This window comes from Caulobacter sp. GW821-FHT05F04, assembly GCF_059419665.1.
The window spans coordinates 65,305-81,289 of sequence record NZ_JBWKSF010000008.1 but is presented as its reverse complement, the minus strand read 5'-3'; the positions used below and the strand labels follow the sequence as shown (position 1 = coordinate 81,289).

The 15,985-nt window shown below is 67.6% G+C and carries 9 protein-coding genes; 6 read left to right on the top strand and 3 right to left on the bottom strand.

Annotation, left to right across the window (positions count from 1 at the left end):
- The first annotated feature begins 20 nt into the window (after positions 1–20).
- Positions 21–1,826, top strand: coding sequence for a CIA30 family protein (locus tag AC07R7_RS19765; protein ID WP_494636383.1), 1,806 nt, complete (start codon positions 21–23; stop codon positions 1,824–1,826).
- A gap of 132 nt (positions 1,827–1,958) precedes the next feature.
- Here the strand turns inward: AC07R7_RS19765 and AC07R7_RS19760 are convergent, their stop codons facing one another.
- The 3 genes from AC07R7_RS19760 to AC07R7_RS19750 form a co-directional block, all read right to left on the bottom strand.
- Positions 1,959–3,908, bottom strand: a complete 1,950-nt coding sequence (locus AC07R7_RS19760; RefSeq protein WP_494636382.1) for a sialate O-acetylesterase — start codon at positions 3,906–3,908, stop codon at positions 1,959–1,961.
- 62 nt (positions 3,909–3,970) lie between these two features.
- Positions 3,971–4,708: a FadR/GntR family transcriptional regulator gene (locus AC07R7_RS19755; RefSeq protein ID WP_494636381.1), complete on the bottom strand. Its 738-nt coding sequence runs from the start codon at positions 4,706–4,708 to the stop codon at positions 3,971–3,973.
- A gap of 136 nt (positions 4,709–4,844) precedes the next feature.
- On the bottom strand, positions 4,845–8,183 hold the full coding sequence (locus tag AC07R7_RS19750; protein WP_494636380.1) for a TonB-dependent receptor domain-containing protein: 3,339 nt from the start codon (positions 8,181–8,183) through the stop codon (positions 4,845–4,847).
- 383 nt (positions 8,184–8,566) lie between these two features.
- Between AC07R7_RS19750 and AC07R7_RS19745 the strand changes: the two genes are divergently transcribed.
- Genes AC07R7_RS19745 through AC07R7_RS19725 form a run of 5 tightly spaced genes read left to right on the top strand, consistent with a single transcriptional unit; the run spans position 8,567 to position 15,896 of the window.
- Entirely contained in the window at positions 8,567–10,753 is a 2,187-nt protein-coding gene (locus AC07R7_RS19745) for a polysaccharide lyase 6 family protein (RefSeq protein WP_494636379.1), read from the top strand.
- A gap of 7 nt (positions 10,754–10,760) precedes the next feature.
- The gene (locus tag AC07R7_RS19740; RefSeq protein WP_494636378.1) at positions 10,761–12,923 is read left to right on the top strand and encodes an alginate lyase family protein; all 2,163 of its coding nucleotides are present in this window, start codon (positions 10,761–10,763) and stop codon (positions 12,921–12,923) included.
- 8 nt (positions 12,924–12,931) lie between these two features.
- Positions 12,932–14,230 (top strand): MFS transporter, encoded by a 1,299-nt coding sequence (locus AC07R7_RS19735; RefSeq protein ID WP_494636377.1) that lies wholly within the window; start codon positions 12,932–12,934, stop codon positions 14,228–14,230.
- Positions 14,230–14,982, top strand: coding sequence for an SDR family NAD(P)-dependent oxidoreductase (locus AC07R7_RS19730; protein ID WP_494636376.1), 753 nt, complete (start codon positions 14,230–14,232; stop codon positions 14,980–14,982). The genes AC07R7_RS19735 and AC07R7_RS19730 overlap by 1 nt, the downstream gene beginning before the upstream one ends.
- 14 nt (positions 14,983–14,996) lie before the next feature.
- On the top strand, positions 14,997–15,896 hold the full coding sequence (locus tag AC07R7_RS19725) for an alpha/beta hydrolase fold domain-containing protein (protein WP_494636375.1): 900 nt from the start codon (positions 14,997–14,999) through the stop codon (positions 15,894–15,896).
- Positions 15,897–15,985 lie beyond the last annotated feature (89 nt).

The following is a 15,985-nucleotide window of genomic DNA, read 5'->3' as shown; positions in this document are numbered from 1 at the left end:
TCCAAGAAGGAAAGCGTCCCATGACCGCTCACCATGCCAGGCTGCTCAAGGTCTCCCGCCGAGGGGCGCTGATCGTCGCCGCCGGCGTCCTGCTGCCGATGGCCGCCGCCCAGGCCGCGACGCCGGCCCTGGCGATCGTCAACGCCCAGATCTTCGACGGCGCCGGCGCCGCGCCCTACAGGGGCGGCCTGGTCGTGCAGGACGGTCGCATCGTCGATGTCGGCCGCAGCGTGAAGGTTCCCAAGGGCGCCAAGACGATCGACGCCAAGGGCGAGGCCGTGGTGCCGGGCTTCTTCGATGTCCACACCCACTGGACCCCCGCCGGCGCGCCGAACATCACCCCCAAGATCGCTGACGCCTATGTCGCCGCGGGCGTGACCACGGTGAACGACTTCCACCAGCAGCCGGAATCCTTCGCGCCGCGTCGCCGATGGCTGTCGACCCTGACCACGCCGCACGTCAACTTCGTGGCTCGGGTCAGCACGCCTGGCGGTCACGGCGCCGATTGGGCCGACGAGGCCACGACCCGCTGGGTGAACACCCCCGAGGCGGCCAAGGCCGCCATCGAAGGCTTGGCCCCTTACAAGCCCGACGCGATCAAGGCCTTCACCGACGGCTGGCGCTACGGCTCGGCCCCGGACAACACCAGCATGGACGGCTGGACGCTGAAGGCCCTCACGGACTCGGCCCACAAGCTGAACCTCAAGGTCCTGTCGCACACCGTAACGGTCGAGCGCGGCGCCGTCGCGGCGACCGGCGGCGTCGATATCATCGCCCACAGTCTGCAGGATGGCCCGATCGACGCCGAGACCGTCGCGAAACTCAAGGCCAACGGCACGTTCTACGCCCCGACCCTGGCGGTCTACGAGCCGGTCAAGCCGGGCCAGGCGCCGCCGGCCGACTCCGATAGCCCGCGCGCCAAGCTGGCGGTCCAGAAGTTCGGCTATGCCCTGGCCAACGTGAAGACGCTGAAGGACGCCGGGGTGCCCATCGCCCTGGGCACCGACGCCGGCATGCCCGGCACGCCGCACGGCGCCTCGACGCTGCGCGAGATGGAACTGCTGGTCCAGGCGGGTCTGACCCCGTCCGAGGCCCTAATCGCGGGCACCGCCACCAGCGCCAGGGCCATGAACCTGCTGGCCGACCGCGGCACGCTGGAGAAGGGCAAGCGCGCCGATTTCGTGATGATCGCCGGTCAGCCGTGGACGACCATCACCGACATCCGCAAGGTCGACCGTGTGTTCATCGACGGCAAGGCGGTGTTTGGGCCCGGTTCGTCCCGCTCGGCCGACAATGACAAGCCCACCATGCCGACCCTGAAGGCCAAGGGGCCATTGGTCGACGACTTCGAGCGCGCCGACGGCCGCACCAGCCTGGACACCCTGCGCCTCAGCGACTTCGACGGCGGCCGCGATCGCAGCGTCGAGGTCCTGCAGACCGTCGACCGCGGCAATGGCGACCACGTGCTGAGCGTCGCGGCCAAAATGGCCCAGAAGGCCGAACCGGACGCCGGCGTCCTGCTGCCGCTGAGCCGTGGCTCGGTCGAGCCGGTCGACGCCTCGGCGTTCAAGGGCGTAACCTTCGAGCTGCGCGGCGACGGCGGTGCCTACGTCGTGACGATCAACAGCGTCTCGGGCTCGTGGGTCGCCACGGTCTCGGCCAACGGGACCTGGGAGAAGATCACCGTCCCGTTCGCCAACTTCAAGCGATCGGGGCGGGGCGCGGGCGCCTGGACCGGGACGGACCTGCTGGAGGTGGGCGTCTCGGGTTCGCGTCCGGCCGGTCGAAAGCTCTGGTTCGAGCTGGACGATGTGACCTTCTACTGAGCCTTTCCGCTTGACCCCGCCGCCGGAAGCCCTCGCTCGAAAGGCGAGGGCGGCTTCTGGCGCGGGTTAGACCGCCAGTTTCCAACGTGTCCTGCGCGCCGACGCGCGAAGCGGCATCCGCTTCGCGCGTCGCTAGTCGACGGGGATCTCGAAAGGCCCCACAGGCAGGTCTTCGCTGTTGAACAGGTTGACGAACGGGGAGTCGCTCCAGGCATAGCGGATGGCGCGGATCTCGGGGCGGTTGGCGCCGGCCAGGGTCACGTGGTCGCCCGACGCCACGGCTGAAGCGTAGCGGCATCGACGATCGACGTCGCAGAGCTCGAATCCGATGGCGGTGTCGCTGCTATAGGTGCGCAGGCCGTCCGCGGCGTCGCTGAAGCGCACGACCAGGTCGTCGCCCGAACGCGTCAGGGCCACGGGGGAGGGGCTCTGCGCCACCGTCTCGCCATAGGCCACGCGCCGGGCGGTCAGGGCCAACCGGTTTCCCACGACCGTCTTCTGGCCGGGGTGAATGTCGTAGCGGTCGCCGATGTCGATAATCGAGGTCAAGCCCACACGGTCGAACGTCTGGGCCGTTCGCCGCTGATGCTCGCGCACCTCGGCGGTCTTCGACGCGCCGGGATGGTCGCCGACGGGACCGTAGTTCGGCAGCTGGGCCAGCACGAAGGGCAGGTCCGTCACGCCGAACGCCGCGCGCCACTGTTGGATCAGCGCTGGCAGAAGACGACCGAAGCCCGCCGGGTCATGGACGTTGGACTCGCCTTGATACCAGGCGACCCCTTTGACGGTGTAGGACGTCACGGGCGCGACCATGGCGTTGTACAGACTGCCCGTGCCCTTGGTCGGATCCCAGGGGGTCACCGGAACACCGCCCAAGGCGTCCAGGGGCGCTGAGACGCGATAGCGCCAGGCCTGCGGCAGCGGCGTCTTCGTTCCGTCCGCCAGGGCCAGGAAGCGCTGGTCGTCGGTGTCGTAGAGGCCGCCGGAGCCGCCAGAATCCAGCACCCGGACCGCGACGACGTTCCGGCCCGCCACGAGCAGGCCCTTCGGCAAGGCGTAGCCGCGTCGCGTGGTGCGCCCCTCGATGCCGCCGACGCGCACGCCATTGACGAAGGTGGTGTCGCTATCGTCGATCAGGCCCAGGGCGAGGCGCGTGGCCCCGTCCGCTTGTGCCTTGGTCAGGGTGAAGGCGGTGCGATACCAGACCGCGCCGTTGAAGCTGGCCAGCTCCGGGTCGCCCAGGCGCTCCCAGACCCTTGTCGGATGGACCGGCTTCCAGCCGGCGTCGTCGAAATCGGGCCGAGCCCAGGCGGCCTTGGCCTTGGCGTCGGGTTCATGGGCCGTCCACCAGGCGTCGAAATAGCGCGTCTGCCGCGCCTCGCCGGCCTGCCGGTCCTTGGCGTAAAGGTCCAGGCGATCCAGCGCGTCGTCATAGGTCTTGAGGGGGCGCAGCCCGGCCTCGCCGATCCAGGCCTGGGTCTGGGTACCGCCCCAGGTCGCGGTGATGAAGCCGACCGTCACGCCGAAGTGGGCCTGCAGCGCCTTGGCCATGAAGTAGCAGGCGGCCGAGGCCGGGCCGACGCTCGCCGGCGCCGCCAGAGTCCAGCCGCTGACGGCCTTGGCCTCGTCGAGCGGGCGCGGAGCGACATCGCGCCCGACGTCGGTGAAGCGCAGCAGCGGGTTCTCGGAGTCCCGGACCTCGTTGCCGCCATTGGTCGCGTCTTGCAGCTTAAGGCCCATGTTCGACTGTCCGGAGCAGAACCAGACCTCGCCGACCATGACATCGTTGAGCACGGTCCGCGCGCGGCCGTCGGAGACGGAGAGCGTGTAGGGGCCGCCAGCGTCCATGGGCTTGGTCGTCACGGCCCACCGCCCGTTCGCGTCGGCGGTCGTCGCCAGGCTCTGGCCGCCGATCTCGACGCTCAGGGTGGCGCCTGGGTCGGCCCGGCCGCCGAGCCGAACCGGTTCGCCCCTCTGCAGAACCGCATGATCGCTGAAGAGGTTGGTGAAGCGGGGGGCTTCGGCCAGAGCCGGGCCGCACCACAGGGTCCCGGCTAAGGCCAGAGTGGCAACGCGTTTCATGCCGTTTCCTCGATGTCGTCGGCTGGGTTCGTCCGCCCAGTCTTGTGTGGCCCGCTTTGGGCTCAGGCGGCGCCGTGCTGAACGGAGAGCTTGAAGCGGTCGCGGTGCTGTAGCGCCTTGCGGCGCAGCTGTACGATGGCCTCGGTCTCCTCGGCCGCCAGCATGGCTTCGAAAAGGCGGCTGAAGTGCTCGCGCATCGCCAGCCGCGCGGCGTTGGGATCGCGGTTGCGGATGGCGTCGAACACCGCCCGATGCTCCTCGATCCGGTCCTCGAACCCGCTCTTGCAGACGTTGCTGTAGACTTGGACGACCCGCGGCGCCTCGTTGCGCATCCGCCAGAGGGTGCGCACGAAATGCTCGATGATGGGGCTGCCGCTGTTCTCGGCGATCAGAAGATGGAAGCGCTCGTCGGCCTCTTCGGCCGCCTCGTCATTGCCCGCCATCACCCGCATGGTCTCTTCCAGCAGCGCCAGGGACTCGGAGGACATGTTGAGCGCCGCCAGCGCCGCCGACTCGGCCTCGACGACCGCGCGGACCGTCGTCAGCTCGAACGCATCAACCTCGGTCAGGGGAGACAGGTCGGCCGGCCGACGGGGGCGGACATAGACGCCCGAGCCCGTCTTGACGGCGATGTAGCCCTGCGCCTCGAGGGCGATCTCGGCTTCCCGCACGGTGACGCGTGACACGCCCAGCCGCTCGGCCAGCTCACGCTCGCCGGGCAGTCGGCCGCCCGGGGCGAACTCGCCAGACTCGATGAGCTCGATGATCTGCTTCGCGACCTGTTGGTAACGCCTATCCATGGTCATCCGCCGATGCTCCGCTGCCGCTCGTCCGGGTCGTCTTGAGACGACTCCGCGTTCCCAACTCGGGCTGATGGGACATTGGAAGGTTCTATCAGGGGTGAACCAAAGCGGTATACCCCTGATAGACCAAAGCCTAGTGCTTGAACCGGAACCCGACCGTGAACTGTCGCCCGGGCGAGCCATAGAGCGCCGCCACCGGATTGTCGGCGTAGTAGTACCGGCTGGTCGCCTGGTTGGTAATGTTCAAGCCCTCGATCGAGAAGGACGCCTGGCTCGACAGCTTGTAGCTGAACGCGAAATCGACGTTCAGCGTGTCCTTGGATCCGCCGAAGTCGTTGATCAGCGGCGTGTCGCACGCCAGGCCGCCGACGACGCCCGGCGCACAGGCGCCGGCCACCAGCGGGTAGGTGGTGTAGTAGCCGTCGCGTTGGGCCAGGGAGACCCGCGTGTTGATGCGCTTGTCCTCGTAATAGAGCGTCAGGTTGACGGCGTTGGGCGACGCGCCGAGCCACGGGGCTTTGCCCAGGGTCGCCGGCGTCGTGTCGGTGCCGGGATCGAGGATGTAGGTGAGCTCGGACTGGATGTGGGTGGCGTTGAGCTGGATGCCCGTGTTCTTCAGCAGTCCGGGCAGGAAGGTGAAGGCCTGCTGGTAGTTGACCTCCCAGCCCTTCAGCTCTCCGCCGGGGGCGTCGCGGAACTGGCGCGCGGTCGCATCATAGTCGCCGCGGATATAGGCGGCCTGGTCGCTGTTGGCGCCGAACTGCTCGATCAGGCTGGCAAGCCCCTCGGCGTCGAGGAAGGTCGACAGCGGCGCGGAAAAGCGCACGGTCTGCGGATAGGAGCCGATCTTCTTCCTGAACACCGCCACCGAGATCAGGCCGCCCTCGGCGTAGTACCACTCCACGGCGGCGTCGAAATTGTTGGCGCGGAAGGGCGACAGCTTGGGATTGCCGATCGTCAGGGTGGCGCCGGAGGTCATCCCGCCCTCGGGAATCGTCAGCTGGGTGATGGTCGGGGCCAGCTGCTGCAGGGTCGGGCGCGACATGGTCTGGGCCGCGCCGAACCGGAAGTAGAGATTGTCGCGCGGGCGGATGGCGATGTTGAACGACGGCAGGACGTCCGAATAGGAATTCCCGCCCTGGACGGTGCGTCCGCCGGTCGAGCGGCCGGTAGAGTCCACGTCGGTCTTGGCATAGCGCACGCCGATGTTGCCGAAGGTGTTCCAGCCGTCCAGGAAATCGTAGTTGAAGTTGACCTGGCCGTAGGCGCCCTCGGTCTTCTCTTGCACGGCGAAGGTCTCGCGCCCCTGCTGGCGGAACTGGGTCAGACGCCAGTCGCCCCACTTGTTGATGCACTCGCAGGTGAAGCCGAACAGATCGTCGAACTTCTGGATGTCCGGTCCGAACCACGACGTCGTCGTGCCGGCGGGCACGTCCAGGCCCTGGCCGAAGTTAATGACCTTGCCGAGGCTGGCGATCGAGACGCCCGCCTCCTTTTCGGTCGGGTTGATCTGGACGTTCTGGCGCTCGGTCTGCGAGGTCGAGAAACGATAGTCGCGCTGGGTGCCGCCGAACTTCAGGGTCAGGTTGTCGTTGAGCTCCCAGGTGAAGTCGGCCTTCCACGAATTGTAGCGGTTCTCGACGACCTTCTTGTGGTAGCGCAGGAACGAGACCCCCTTGAGGATCGTCCACTGGCTGGGATCGGCGGCGTTGAAGCCGGCGTCGAACAGCGGCATGTCACCGCCGCCGCGCTCGTCATAGGTGAAGGTGGCCGGCTGATCGAACTGACCCCACTCGGCCATCTTGCCGTAGGAATTGAGCTTGGACCGCGACAGGCCGTAGGTGAAGTCGGCCTTGAACCTGTCGCTGAACTCGTGGGTCAGGTTGAACGAAAGCTGGTCGAAGGTGGTGTTGTAGCTGCCCTGGTCGGCGCGCGCCGACCAGTCCAGGTTCCGCAGCTGCAGGTAGTCGGCGACCCCGTTGGTGACATTGGCGGCCAGCACGTCCGTCGCTGGGCGACCGATCTGCTGGGCGCGCATGGCCAGGCCGTCGGCGGAGGGGACATAGCCGGGCGAGACTGGCGAGTTGTAGTAGTCGTAAACGTCGAAATTGTTGGGGTTGTACGAGAAGCTCGTGCCGGCGACGAGCGCGCCGCCATAGGTCGCCTGGCCGCAGTCGATCGGCGAGGCGTAGGCCCCGCCGGCCGTGTAGTTGCAGGTCCCGGGATAGAGCCCGCGCTTGGAGTTCAAGGCGGTCGCGGCGCTGGCCGTGGCGAAGGTCGCATTGGTGTTGTTGCGGTTCAGGCCGAACGGCAGCAGCTGGTTCAGCGTCGAGGTGCTCTTCTGGTTCGAATGCAGCCCGTCGATGGTGAGGCGCGTCCGGGAGGAGATGTCCCACTGGTAGGCTGCGGTGAGGCCCAGGCGCTTTTGGTGCAGGTCCTGTTGCTCTGGGCCGGCCAGGGCGGGGAAGATGATCTGCGAGCCGTCCAGCGAGGGGTGGAGCAGGGCGTAGGCGCCCGGATCCGAGCCGGTCACCGCGTCAATATAGGCCGGATTGGTGATGGCCGCCGTGGACGACACCGTGCCGGGGTTGGTCGCCGTCGGATTCGAGATGCGGTTGGTGAACAGCGTGCCGACCGGCGCCGAGAAACCGGCGCGGCGGGGGTTCTCCAGCGTCGCCCACGTGGCGGAGCGATAGACATATTCGCCGGTCACGATCTGGCGGCGGTACTGGTCGGTTTCGGAGTCCCTCTCCGAATAGGCGGCCGAGGCCAGGAAGCCCATCTTGTCGTTGGCGAAGCGCTTGGAGAACAGGCCCGCCAGGCGCGGATTGTGGTGCTTGCCGTTCTGGTAGTAGGCGTCCTCGACCGAGAGCGCGTAGCGGTCCTGGCGATAGTCGAACGGCCGGCCCGTCTGCAGGTCGACCGTCGCGCCGAGCGAACCTTCGTCGGTCTCGGCCGAGGCGGTCTTGCGGACCTTCAGGCTGTTGAAGAGCTCCGAGGCGAAGACATTGAAGTCGAACGTCCGGGTGGAATTGATCGCGGTGGAGTTGGTGTCGTTGGTGCCCGCCGTCGACAGCGCCTCGAGGTTGTTGATGCGCACGCGGGTGAAATCGCCGCCCAGCCCGCGGACGGTGATGGTCCGCCCCTCGCCGTTGTCGCGATCGATCGAGATGCCGGGGATGCGCTGCAGCGACTCGGCGAGGTTGGCGTCGGGGAAGTCGGCGATGTCTTCGGCGTTGATGGCGTCGATCATGACGTCCGACTGCCGTTTGACATTCAGCGCGCTCTGCAGCGAGGCGCGGTAGCCGGTGACGACGACAGCCTCGACCTCCTGGGCGTCCCCGGTCGCGTTCGGGTCCTGCGATGCCGGCGCTTCCTGCGCGAAGGCTTGGCCGAAGCCCGAGCCGATGATCAGGCACGTCGATGCCAGCAGCATGGCGCGCACACCGGCGCGCCGTGGATGGGTGTCCATAGTTCTCATCCTCCCCGGATACCAATTTTCTATATTTGGCTTACCTATTTGGTTGACCGCTTGAAAACGAATGTCAACTCCCCATCACGCCGTTTTCCTGAAGCGCTCCCCAATCAGCGCCTAGTAAAGCCTGGCCTTGTCGCGGCCGAACGCCCGGGTTTGAAGCCGTTTGGCGCAGAAGCAGCGCGGCGGGCACCGGCGGGAAATTCTCGTTGTTCAGGGCATAGTTTGCGGCCTGCTTGAAAATTGGTCGACAAATTGGTTGACAGCTTATCGCTCAAATGGTCGGACTGAGGTGTCCTTGTCATCGGACGCGCACGTCGCGCGGCGCCGGTTTGACGGACACAGGAAGCGGTCACAGCTTCGAGCGGGGAGGACGTCGATTGAGAAACCTGCGCTCGAGCCTTGCCTCCCTGATGGGCCTGGGCGCCTTGGCCGGCTCGATCCACGCCGACGCGGCGGAGCGTCTGGCGCGCACGCCGGAAGCGTTCGAGGCGGCTGTACAGGCCGCGGTCCCCGGCGACTCGGTGGTGCTGGCCAATGGCGTCTGGCGCGATTTCGAGATGGTGTTCACCGGCGAGGGGACGGCCGCGAAACCGATCACCCTACGGGCCCAGACCCCTGGCAAGGTCGTGATCTCCGGCAAGTCCAACCTGCGCATCGCCGGCCGGCATCTGATCGTCTCGGGCCTGATCTTCAAGGATGGCTTCAGCCCATCGTCCGAGGTCATCTCGTTCCGCAAGGACAACCAGGCGCTGGCCTTCGACTCCCGCGTCACCGAGACGGTGATCAACGAGTTCAACAAGCCCGACCGCGCCGCCGAGGACTATTGGGTCGGCCTCTACGGCCAGAACAACCGCTTCGACCACAACCACCTGCAGGGCAAGCTGAACAACGGCGTGACCCTGGCCGTGGTGCTGAGCTCGGTCGAGAGCCAGCAGAACCATCACCGCATCGACCACAACTATTTCGGCCCGCGCCCCCCGCTGGGATCCAATGGCGGCGAGACGATCCGGGTCGGGACCAGCCAGTTCTCGCGCATCCGCTCCCTGACGGTGGTCGAGGACAACTATTTCGAGGGCTGTAGCGGCGAGGTCGAGATCGTCTCGAATAAGTCCGGCGGCAACATCTATCGCCGCAACGTCTTCGTCCGCTCGCAAGGGTCGCTGGTGCTGCGCCATGGCGACGGCAACCTGGTCGAGGACAATGTTTTCCTGGGCGGCGGGGTGGCCCATACCGGCGGCGTGCGCGTGATCAACGCCGGCCAGACGGTGCGCGATAACTACTTCCAGGGCCTGCGTGGCGATGGCTTCGTCGCGGCGCTGGTGCTGATGAACGGCGTCCCGAACTCGCCGCTCAACCGCTATAATCAGGTGCTCGACGCCCGCATCGAGAAGAATGTCTTCGTCGACGTGAAGCAGGTGCTGTTCGGCGCCGGCGCGGACCAGGAACGCACCCTGCCGCCCGCCCGGAGCACGCTGTCGGGCAATGTCTTCCTCGGCGCGGGCGGCGAAGCGATCTTCAAGGCCACGGCGCCGATCGACGGCCTGACCTTTACCGGCAACCGGGTCGACGGGGTCGCGCCGCCAACCGGCGCCTCGGGCTTCGAGACCAAGGCGATCGGTCGCGAGACCCTGCCGGATGGCCGAATCTACCCCGACGCCGCCGCGCGCAGGGCCCTGGGCCTGAAGGAACCGGTCAAGCTGTTGACCCGCGAAGAGACGGGCGTGGCCTGGTATCCGAAGGGCGACCGGACCGTCGCGCTCGACAGCGGCCAAGTCCTGAAGATCAAGCCGGGCCGGGACCAGCTGTCGGCCGCCGCCCTCAAGGCCAAGGCCGGCGACATCATCGAGCTGGCGACCGGCGACTATGCCGAGGGCCACGCCATCGAGGTCCGCCAGCCCCTGACCTTTCGCGCCGGGACGGGCGCCGAACCATTGGTGACCTTCGATCATACGACCCTGTTCAACCTGGTCGGCCAAGGCGCTCTGAAGCTGCAAGGCCTGCGCCTGTCGGGCGCCAAGGCGCGGGACGCGATCGGCAATGCCATGATCCGCGTGAGCCCTAGCTATCCGCTGAGCAATTACGCCGTCGAACTGGTCGACACCAAGGTCTCACATCTGGGCGGCCAGGCGTTCGCCGTCCTGATGGGCGAGAAGAGCACCTTCGCCGACCATGTGACGATCAGCGGCTCGCGCTTCGCCGACATCAGCGGGGCGGTGCTGGATCTCGCCGGCGAGACGGGCGGTTCGGGCCTCTACGGGGCAGAGACGGTCGACATCACCGGAAGCCTATTCACGCGCCTGGGCGGACCCGTGCTCGACCTTCAGCGGGGCGGGACGGACGAGAGCACCTTCGGCCCCCGGGTCCGGGTCAAGGACTCGGCGTTTCGCGACGTCGCGCCGGGCCAGCCGTCGATGCGACTGGACGGAGTCCAGGTCGCGAAGTTCGACGGCAACCTCTTCGAGCGCGCGGCCCCGGCCCGCGTCACCATTCACGTCGGCAAGCCCGATCTCAGCGAGGCCGGTAACATCGGCGCGGCGCTCGAGATCGTCGATCAGCGCAAGTAGGCCAGTCATGTCCAAGTTCCGCGTCCATCTCTTCGCCGGCCTCGCGGCCCTGGCCTTGGCTGGAGCGGCCCAGGCCGCCGCGCCGGCCAAGCCCACGCCAGTCGCTTCCGCTCAGGCGCCGCCGCTGTTCGCCGCCACCCTGGCCAAGAGCAAGGCCTTCGTGGATCCGCAACTGCGCAAGACCATCGACGTGCCGGTCCCGGCCGACGCCGGCGGCGGCTACACCCACGAGCGGCACAAGGACAACTACCGCCTGATCTATGAGGCGGGGATGCTGTATCGGCAGACCGGCGACAAGGCCTATGCCGACCTGGTGCGCCGTGTGCTGCTGGACTACGCCAAGCTCTATCCGTCCCTGCCGCTGCATCCCAAGCGCGCCAACCAGGTTCCAGGCCGGCTGTTCTGGCAGGTGCTGAACGACAGCGTCTGGCTGGTCAATTCCATCCAGGGCTACGAGGCGGTGATGGACGCCATCCCGGCCACCGACCGCGCGACGATCGAGGCCGGTGTGTTCCGGCCGATGGCGGCGTTCCTGTCGACGGGCTCGCCCAAGACCTTCGACAGCATCCACAACCACGGCACCTGGGCGCTGGCGGCGGTCGGCATGACCGGCTACGCGATCGGCGATCAGGGCCTGGTCAAGCAGGCACTGTACGGCCTGGACGGCTCGGGCAAGTCAGGCTTCTACAAGCAGCTGCAGGAGCTGTTCTCGCCCGACGGCTACTATGCCGAAGGCCCGTACTATCAGCGCTACGCCCTGTCGCCGTTCCTGCTGCTGGCCCAGTCCATCCAGCGCCACGACCCGTCGCGCAAGATCCTCGACTATCGCGATGGCGTGCTGCGCAAGGCCGTCTACGCCACCATCCAAGAGAGCTATGGCGGCCTGCTGTTCCCGATCAACGACGCCATCAAGGACAAGGGTCTGGACACCCCCGAACTGGTCCACGGCGTGGCGGTGACCTATGCCGCGACCAAGGACCCGGCCTTGCTGTCGATCGCCATCCAGCAGGGCTCGGTGGTGCTGAGCCCCGAAGGCCGCGAGGTCGCCGCCGCCATCGCGCGCGGCGAGGCCAGGCCGTTCCCGTTCGCCTCGATCAAGCTGCGCGACGGGGCCAAGGGCGACAAGGGCGCGCTGGTCGTGCTGCGCTCCGGACCCAAGCCCAAGGACCAGGCGCTGGTCTTCAAGGCGACGTCCCAGGGCATGGGGCATGGCCATTTCGACAAGCTGTCCTGGCTGTTCTACGACGCCGGCCAGGAGGTCGTGACCGACTATGGCGCGGCGCGGTTCTTGAATGTCGAGGCCAAGGCCGGCGGTCGCTACCTGCCCGAGAACGATAGCTGGGCCCAGCAGACGGTCGCTCACAACACCCTGGTGGTCGACGAGAAGAGCCAGTTCGGCGCCAACACCGACATCGGCGAGAAGCATTGGCCGACGATCCTGGCCTTCGATAGCAAGGACGGCGTCCAGATGACCGCCGCCAGCATCGACGACGCCTGGCCCGGCGTGCGCTATCGCCGCGCCATGGCGCTGATCGACCGGCCCGAGGTTGGGCGTCCGATCGTCCTGGAGCTGGTCCGGGCTGAAGGCGGCGGCAAGCATCGCTTCGACCTGCCGCTGCACTATGACGGCCAGATCGTCGAGTCCGGCCTGAAGTTCCAGGGCGGAACCAGCGACCTGAAACCGCTGGGCAAGGCCGACGGTTATCAGCACCTGTGGGATCGCGGCCGCGCGCCGGTGAAGGACGGGGCGCGCGTCTCCTGGTTCAACCAGGGCCGGTTCTACGACTACGTCTTCGCGTCCAGTGACGTCGATCAGGTCGTCCTGACCGAGCTGGGCGCCAATGACCCGAACTACAATCTCCGCAACGAGCGGGCCTTCATCCTACGCGGCGACGACAAGGACAGCTTCACGCTGGCGGGGGTGCTGGAGCCGCACGGCGCCTACAGCGCCGCCGAGGAATACGCCCGCGACACCATCGCCTCGGTCAAGGCCGTCGAGCGGGTGCCCGAGAACGGCGCGGACCTCGTCCTTATCCGCCTGAACTCCGGCAAGAGCCTGGCGATCGGCGTCTCCTGGGATCCCGATCCCGCCAAGCGCCATCGGGTCACGACCCCCGCCGGCGCCTACGCCTGGACCGGGTTCTCCGGCCTGGCGGGTCCCGCACAATGAGGCGCGAGATGAAGTTCAAGGGCCTTCGCTGGCTGATCGTCGGCATGGTCGGCCTAGCCACGGTGATCAACTATATCGACCGCAACGCGCTGGCCGTGATGTGGCCGCAGATCTCCAAGGACATGGGCGTCGGCAAGGAAGAGTACGCGCTCATCCTGACCTGCTTCATGCTGTCCTACGCGGCCGGTCAGACGATCTTCGGCAAGATCTTCGACGCCCTGGGCACGCGGGTGGGCTTCATGCTGTCGATCCTGGCCTGGTCGGCGTCGATCGCCCTGCACTCGGTCGCCCGGTCGATCCTGACGCTCGGCCTGCTGCGCGCCGCCCTGGGCGTCAGCGAGGCCGGCAACTGGCCCGGCGCCGCCAAGGCCAACGCCGAGTGGTTCCCCGTGCGCGAGCGCGCCTTCGCCCAGGGGATCTTCAACGCCGGCGCCTCGGTCGGGGCCATCATCTCCGCGCCGCTGATCGCCTGGCTGTTCCTGACCTTCGGGTGGCGCGCGACCTTCATGGTCATCGGCCTGCTGGGCGTTCTGTGGGTGGTCCCGTGGGCCATCGTCTGCCGCGCCGCGCCCGAGGACCATCCCTGGCTGTCGGAGGAGGAGCGCCAGCACATCCTGACCGGCCAGCGCCCGGCTTCCGGCGACGCCGAGGTCGACTACAAGCCGACATGGTCGGGTCTGCTGCGCCACCGCGAGGCCTGGGGCCTGATCCTGGCGCGCTTCTTCATCGACCCGGTCTGGTGGCTGTTCGTCTCCTGGCTGCCGATCTACCTGGCCGAGCGCTTCGGCTTCGACATCAAGCAGATCGGCTTGTTCGGCTGGGTGCCCTATGTGGGCGCGGCGGCGGGCAGCCTGTTCGGCGGCTGGATCTCCGGCTGGCTGATCGGTCGCGGCTGGCGGCCGGTCAAGGCCCGCAAGTGGGCGATCACCCTGGGTGGCGTCCTCATGCTGCCGGCCCTGCTGCTGACCATCGGCGCGTCCACGCCGCTGCACGCGGTGCTGCTGATCGCCGTGATCCTGTTCGGCTTCCAGATCGCCATCAACAACATCCAGACCCTGCCCAGCGACTACCTGCCTCGGTCGGTCGGATCGCTGGCCGGGATCAGCGGCACCGCCGCCGTGGCCGGGGTGCTGATCACCACCTGGATCGTCCCGGTCGCCACCAAGGTCAGCTACGCCCCGGTCTTTGTCATGGGCGCCAGCCTGGTTCCCCTTTCCATCCTGTCCATCTGGCTCTTGGGCGGCCGAGGCGAACGCCTCGTCGATCCCGCCCTCGCGGCCCGCACTACCAACGGAGCAAAATCCTGATGCGCCTCACCAACAAGACCGTCATCGTCACCGGCGGCGCGCGCGATATCGGCAAGGCCGTGTCGCTGAAGCTGGCGGCCGAAGGGGCCAAGGTCGCGATCAACTATTTCGGCAGCGAAGAGGGCGCCAGGGCGACCTTGGCCGAGATCGAAGCCGCGGGCGGCCGCGCGCTGATCCTGAAGGGCGACATGACCTCCGCCAGCGACGTCCAGGCCCTGGTCGACGCGGCCCTGTCGACCTTCGGCGGCCCGATCGGCGCCCTGGTCAACGTCGCCGGCGGCATGGTCGCCCGCAAGACGCTGGACGAGATGGACGAGACCTTCTTCGACCACGTCATGCGCCTGAACCTGAACTCGGTGTTCCTGACCACCAAGGCGACCGTCCCGCACATGGCCGCCGGCTCGGCGATCGTGAACCTGTCCTCGCAGGCCGGCAAGGACGGCGGCGGTCCCGGCGCCACGGCCTACGCCACGGCCAAGGGCGCGATCATGACCTTCACCAAGGCCATGGCCAAGGAATTGGGGCCGCAGGGCATCCGGGTGAACGCCCTGTGCCCCGGCATGATCGGCACCACCTTCCACGACACCTTCTCCAAGGACGAGGTCCGCGCCCGCGTCGCGGCCAGCACCCCTTTGCGTCGCGAGGGTCGCGCGCCCGAGATCGCCGACGCGGTGGCCTATCTGGCCGGCGACGAGTCGAGCTTCCTGACGGGGGTCTGCCTGGACATCAACGGCGGCCTGCTGATGAGCTGATGGGAGAGGTATCGATGATCGCCCAAACGCTGGCCACCAAGGCGCTCGCCGCCATCGTCCTGCTGGGCGCGACGCCCGTCGTCGCCCAGGCGCCGACCGAACCCGCGCCGCCGGTGTCGGTCAAGGCGCCGGAGGCGACCAAGGACGTCGTCTACCTGCGGGCCAGCGGCAAGGACCTGCATCTCGATGTCTATCGCAACACCGCCTTCAAGGGGCCGCGTCCGGTGCTGGTCTATATTCATGGCGGCGCCTGGTGGAAGGGCGAGAAGCCGGCGGGATGGGGCGGCTTCCGCGCCTATCTGGCGGCGGGCTTCTCGGTCGTAACCGTCGAGTATCGCCTGAGCGACGTCGCCACGGCGCCGGCGGCGGTGCAGGACGTTCGCTGCGCCCTGTCGTGGGTCAAGGCGAACGCCAAGACCTATGGCTTCGACGCCAGGCGGGTCGTGCCTTATGGCACTTCGGCCGGCGGTCACCTGGCCTTGATGGCGGGCATGCTGCCCAAGACCAACGATATCGACCTGCCCGCCTGTCGCGACCAGCCGACCGTGCCGGCGATCCTCGATTTCTACGGACCCTATCACCTGCGATCCAACCTTCCCGGCGCCTTCAAGAGCCCGTCGACGGCGCGATGGATCGGTGAAGGGCCGGAGATCCTGTGGACGACGATGTCGCCGGCGACGTACGTGCGCAAGGGCCAGCCACCGGTGTTCATCGTGCATGGCGATGCGGACCCGACCGTTCCCTATGAGGCGTCGCTGGCGCTGAAGGCCGACCTGGACAAGGCCGGCGTTGCGAGCCGCCTCCACACCGTGCCGGGCGGCGTGCATGGCAAGTTCCCGAAAGAGGAGCAGGACAAGATCGAACGCGAGGCCCTGGAGTTTCTGACGATGAACCGGGTGGTTGGCGCTCGCTAGCGCCAGGAGCTGGCCGCAAGTCGGCTTTCCGGCGCGGGGGGCCAACGTCAGCAGATGGCGCATCTTTAACGCGAAGTCGCGATTGACCG

What these genes read in the sequence shown, in the direction of transcription:
- AC07R7_RS19725 (WP_494636375.1), top strand. Translation starts at nt 14,997, where the DNA reads ATGATCGCCCAAACGCTGGCCACCAAGGCGCTCGCCGCCATCGTCCTG.
- AC07R7_RS19750 (WP_494636380.1), bottom strand. Translation starts at nt 8,183, where the DNA reads ATGGACACCCATCCACGGCGCGCCGGTGTGCGCGCCATGCTGCTGGCA.
- AC07R7_RS19735 (WP_494636377.1), top strand. Translation starts at nt 12,932, where the DNA reads ATGAAGTTCAAGGGCCTTCGCTGGCTGATCGTCGGCATGGTCGGCCTA.
- AC07R7_RS19730 (WP_494636376.1), top strand. Translation starts at nt 14,230, where the DNA reads ATGCGCCTCACCAACAAGACCGTCATCGTCACCGGCGGCGCGCGCGAT.
- AC07R7_RS19765 (WP_494636383.1), top strand. Translation starts at nt 21, where the DNA reads ATGACCGCTCACCATGCCAGGCTGCTCAAGGTCTCCCGCCGAGGGGCG.
- AC07R7_RS19760 (WP_494636382.1), bottom strand. Translation starts at nt 3,908, where the DNA reads ATGAAACGCGTTGCCACTCTGGCCTTAGCCGGGACCCTGTGGTGCGGC.
- AC07R7_RS19755 (WP_494636381.1), bottom strand. Translation starts at nt 4,708, where the DNA reads ATGGATAGGCGTTACCAACAGGTCGCGAAGCAGATCATCGAGCTCATC.
- AC07R7_RS19740 (WP_494636378.1), top strand. Translation starts at nt 10,761, where the DNA reads ATGTCCAAGTTCCGCGTCCATCTCTTCGCCGGCCTCGCGGCCCTGGCC.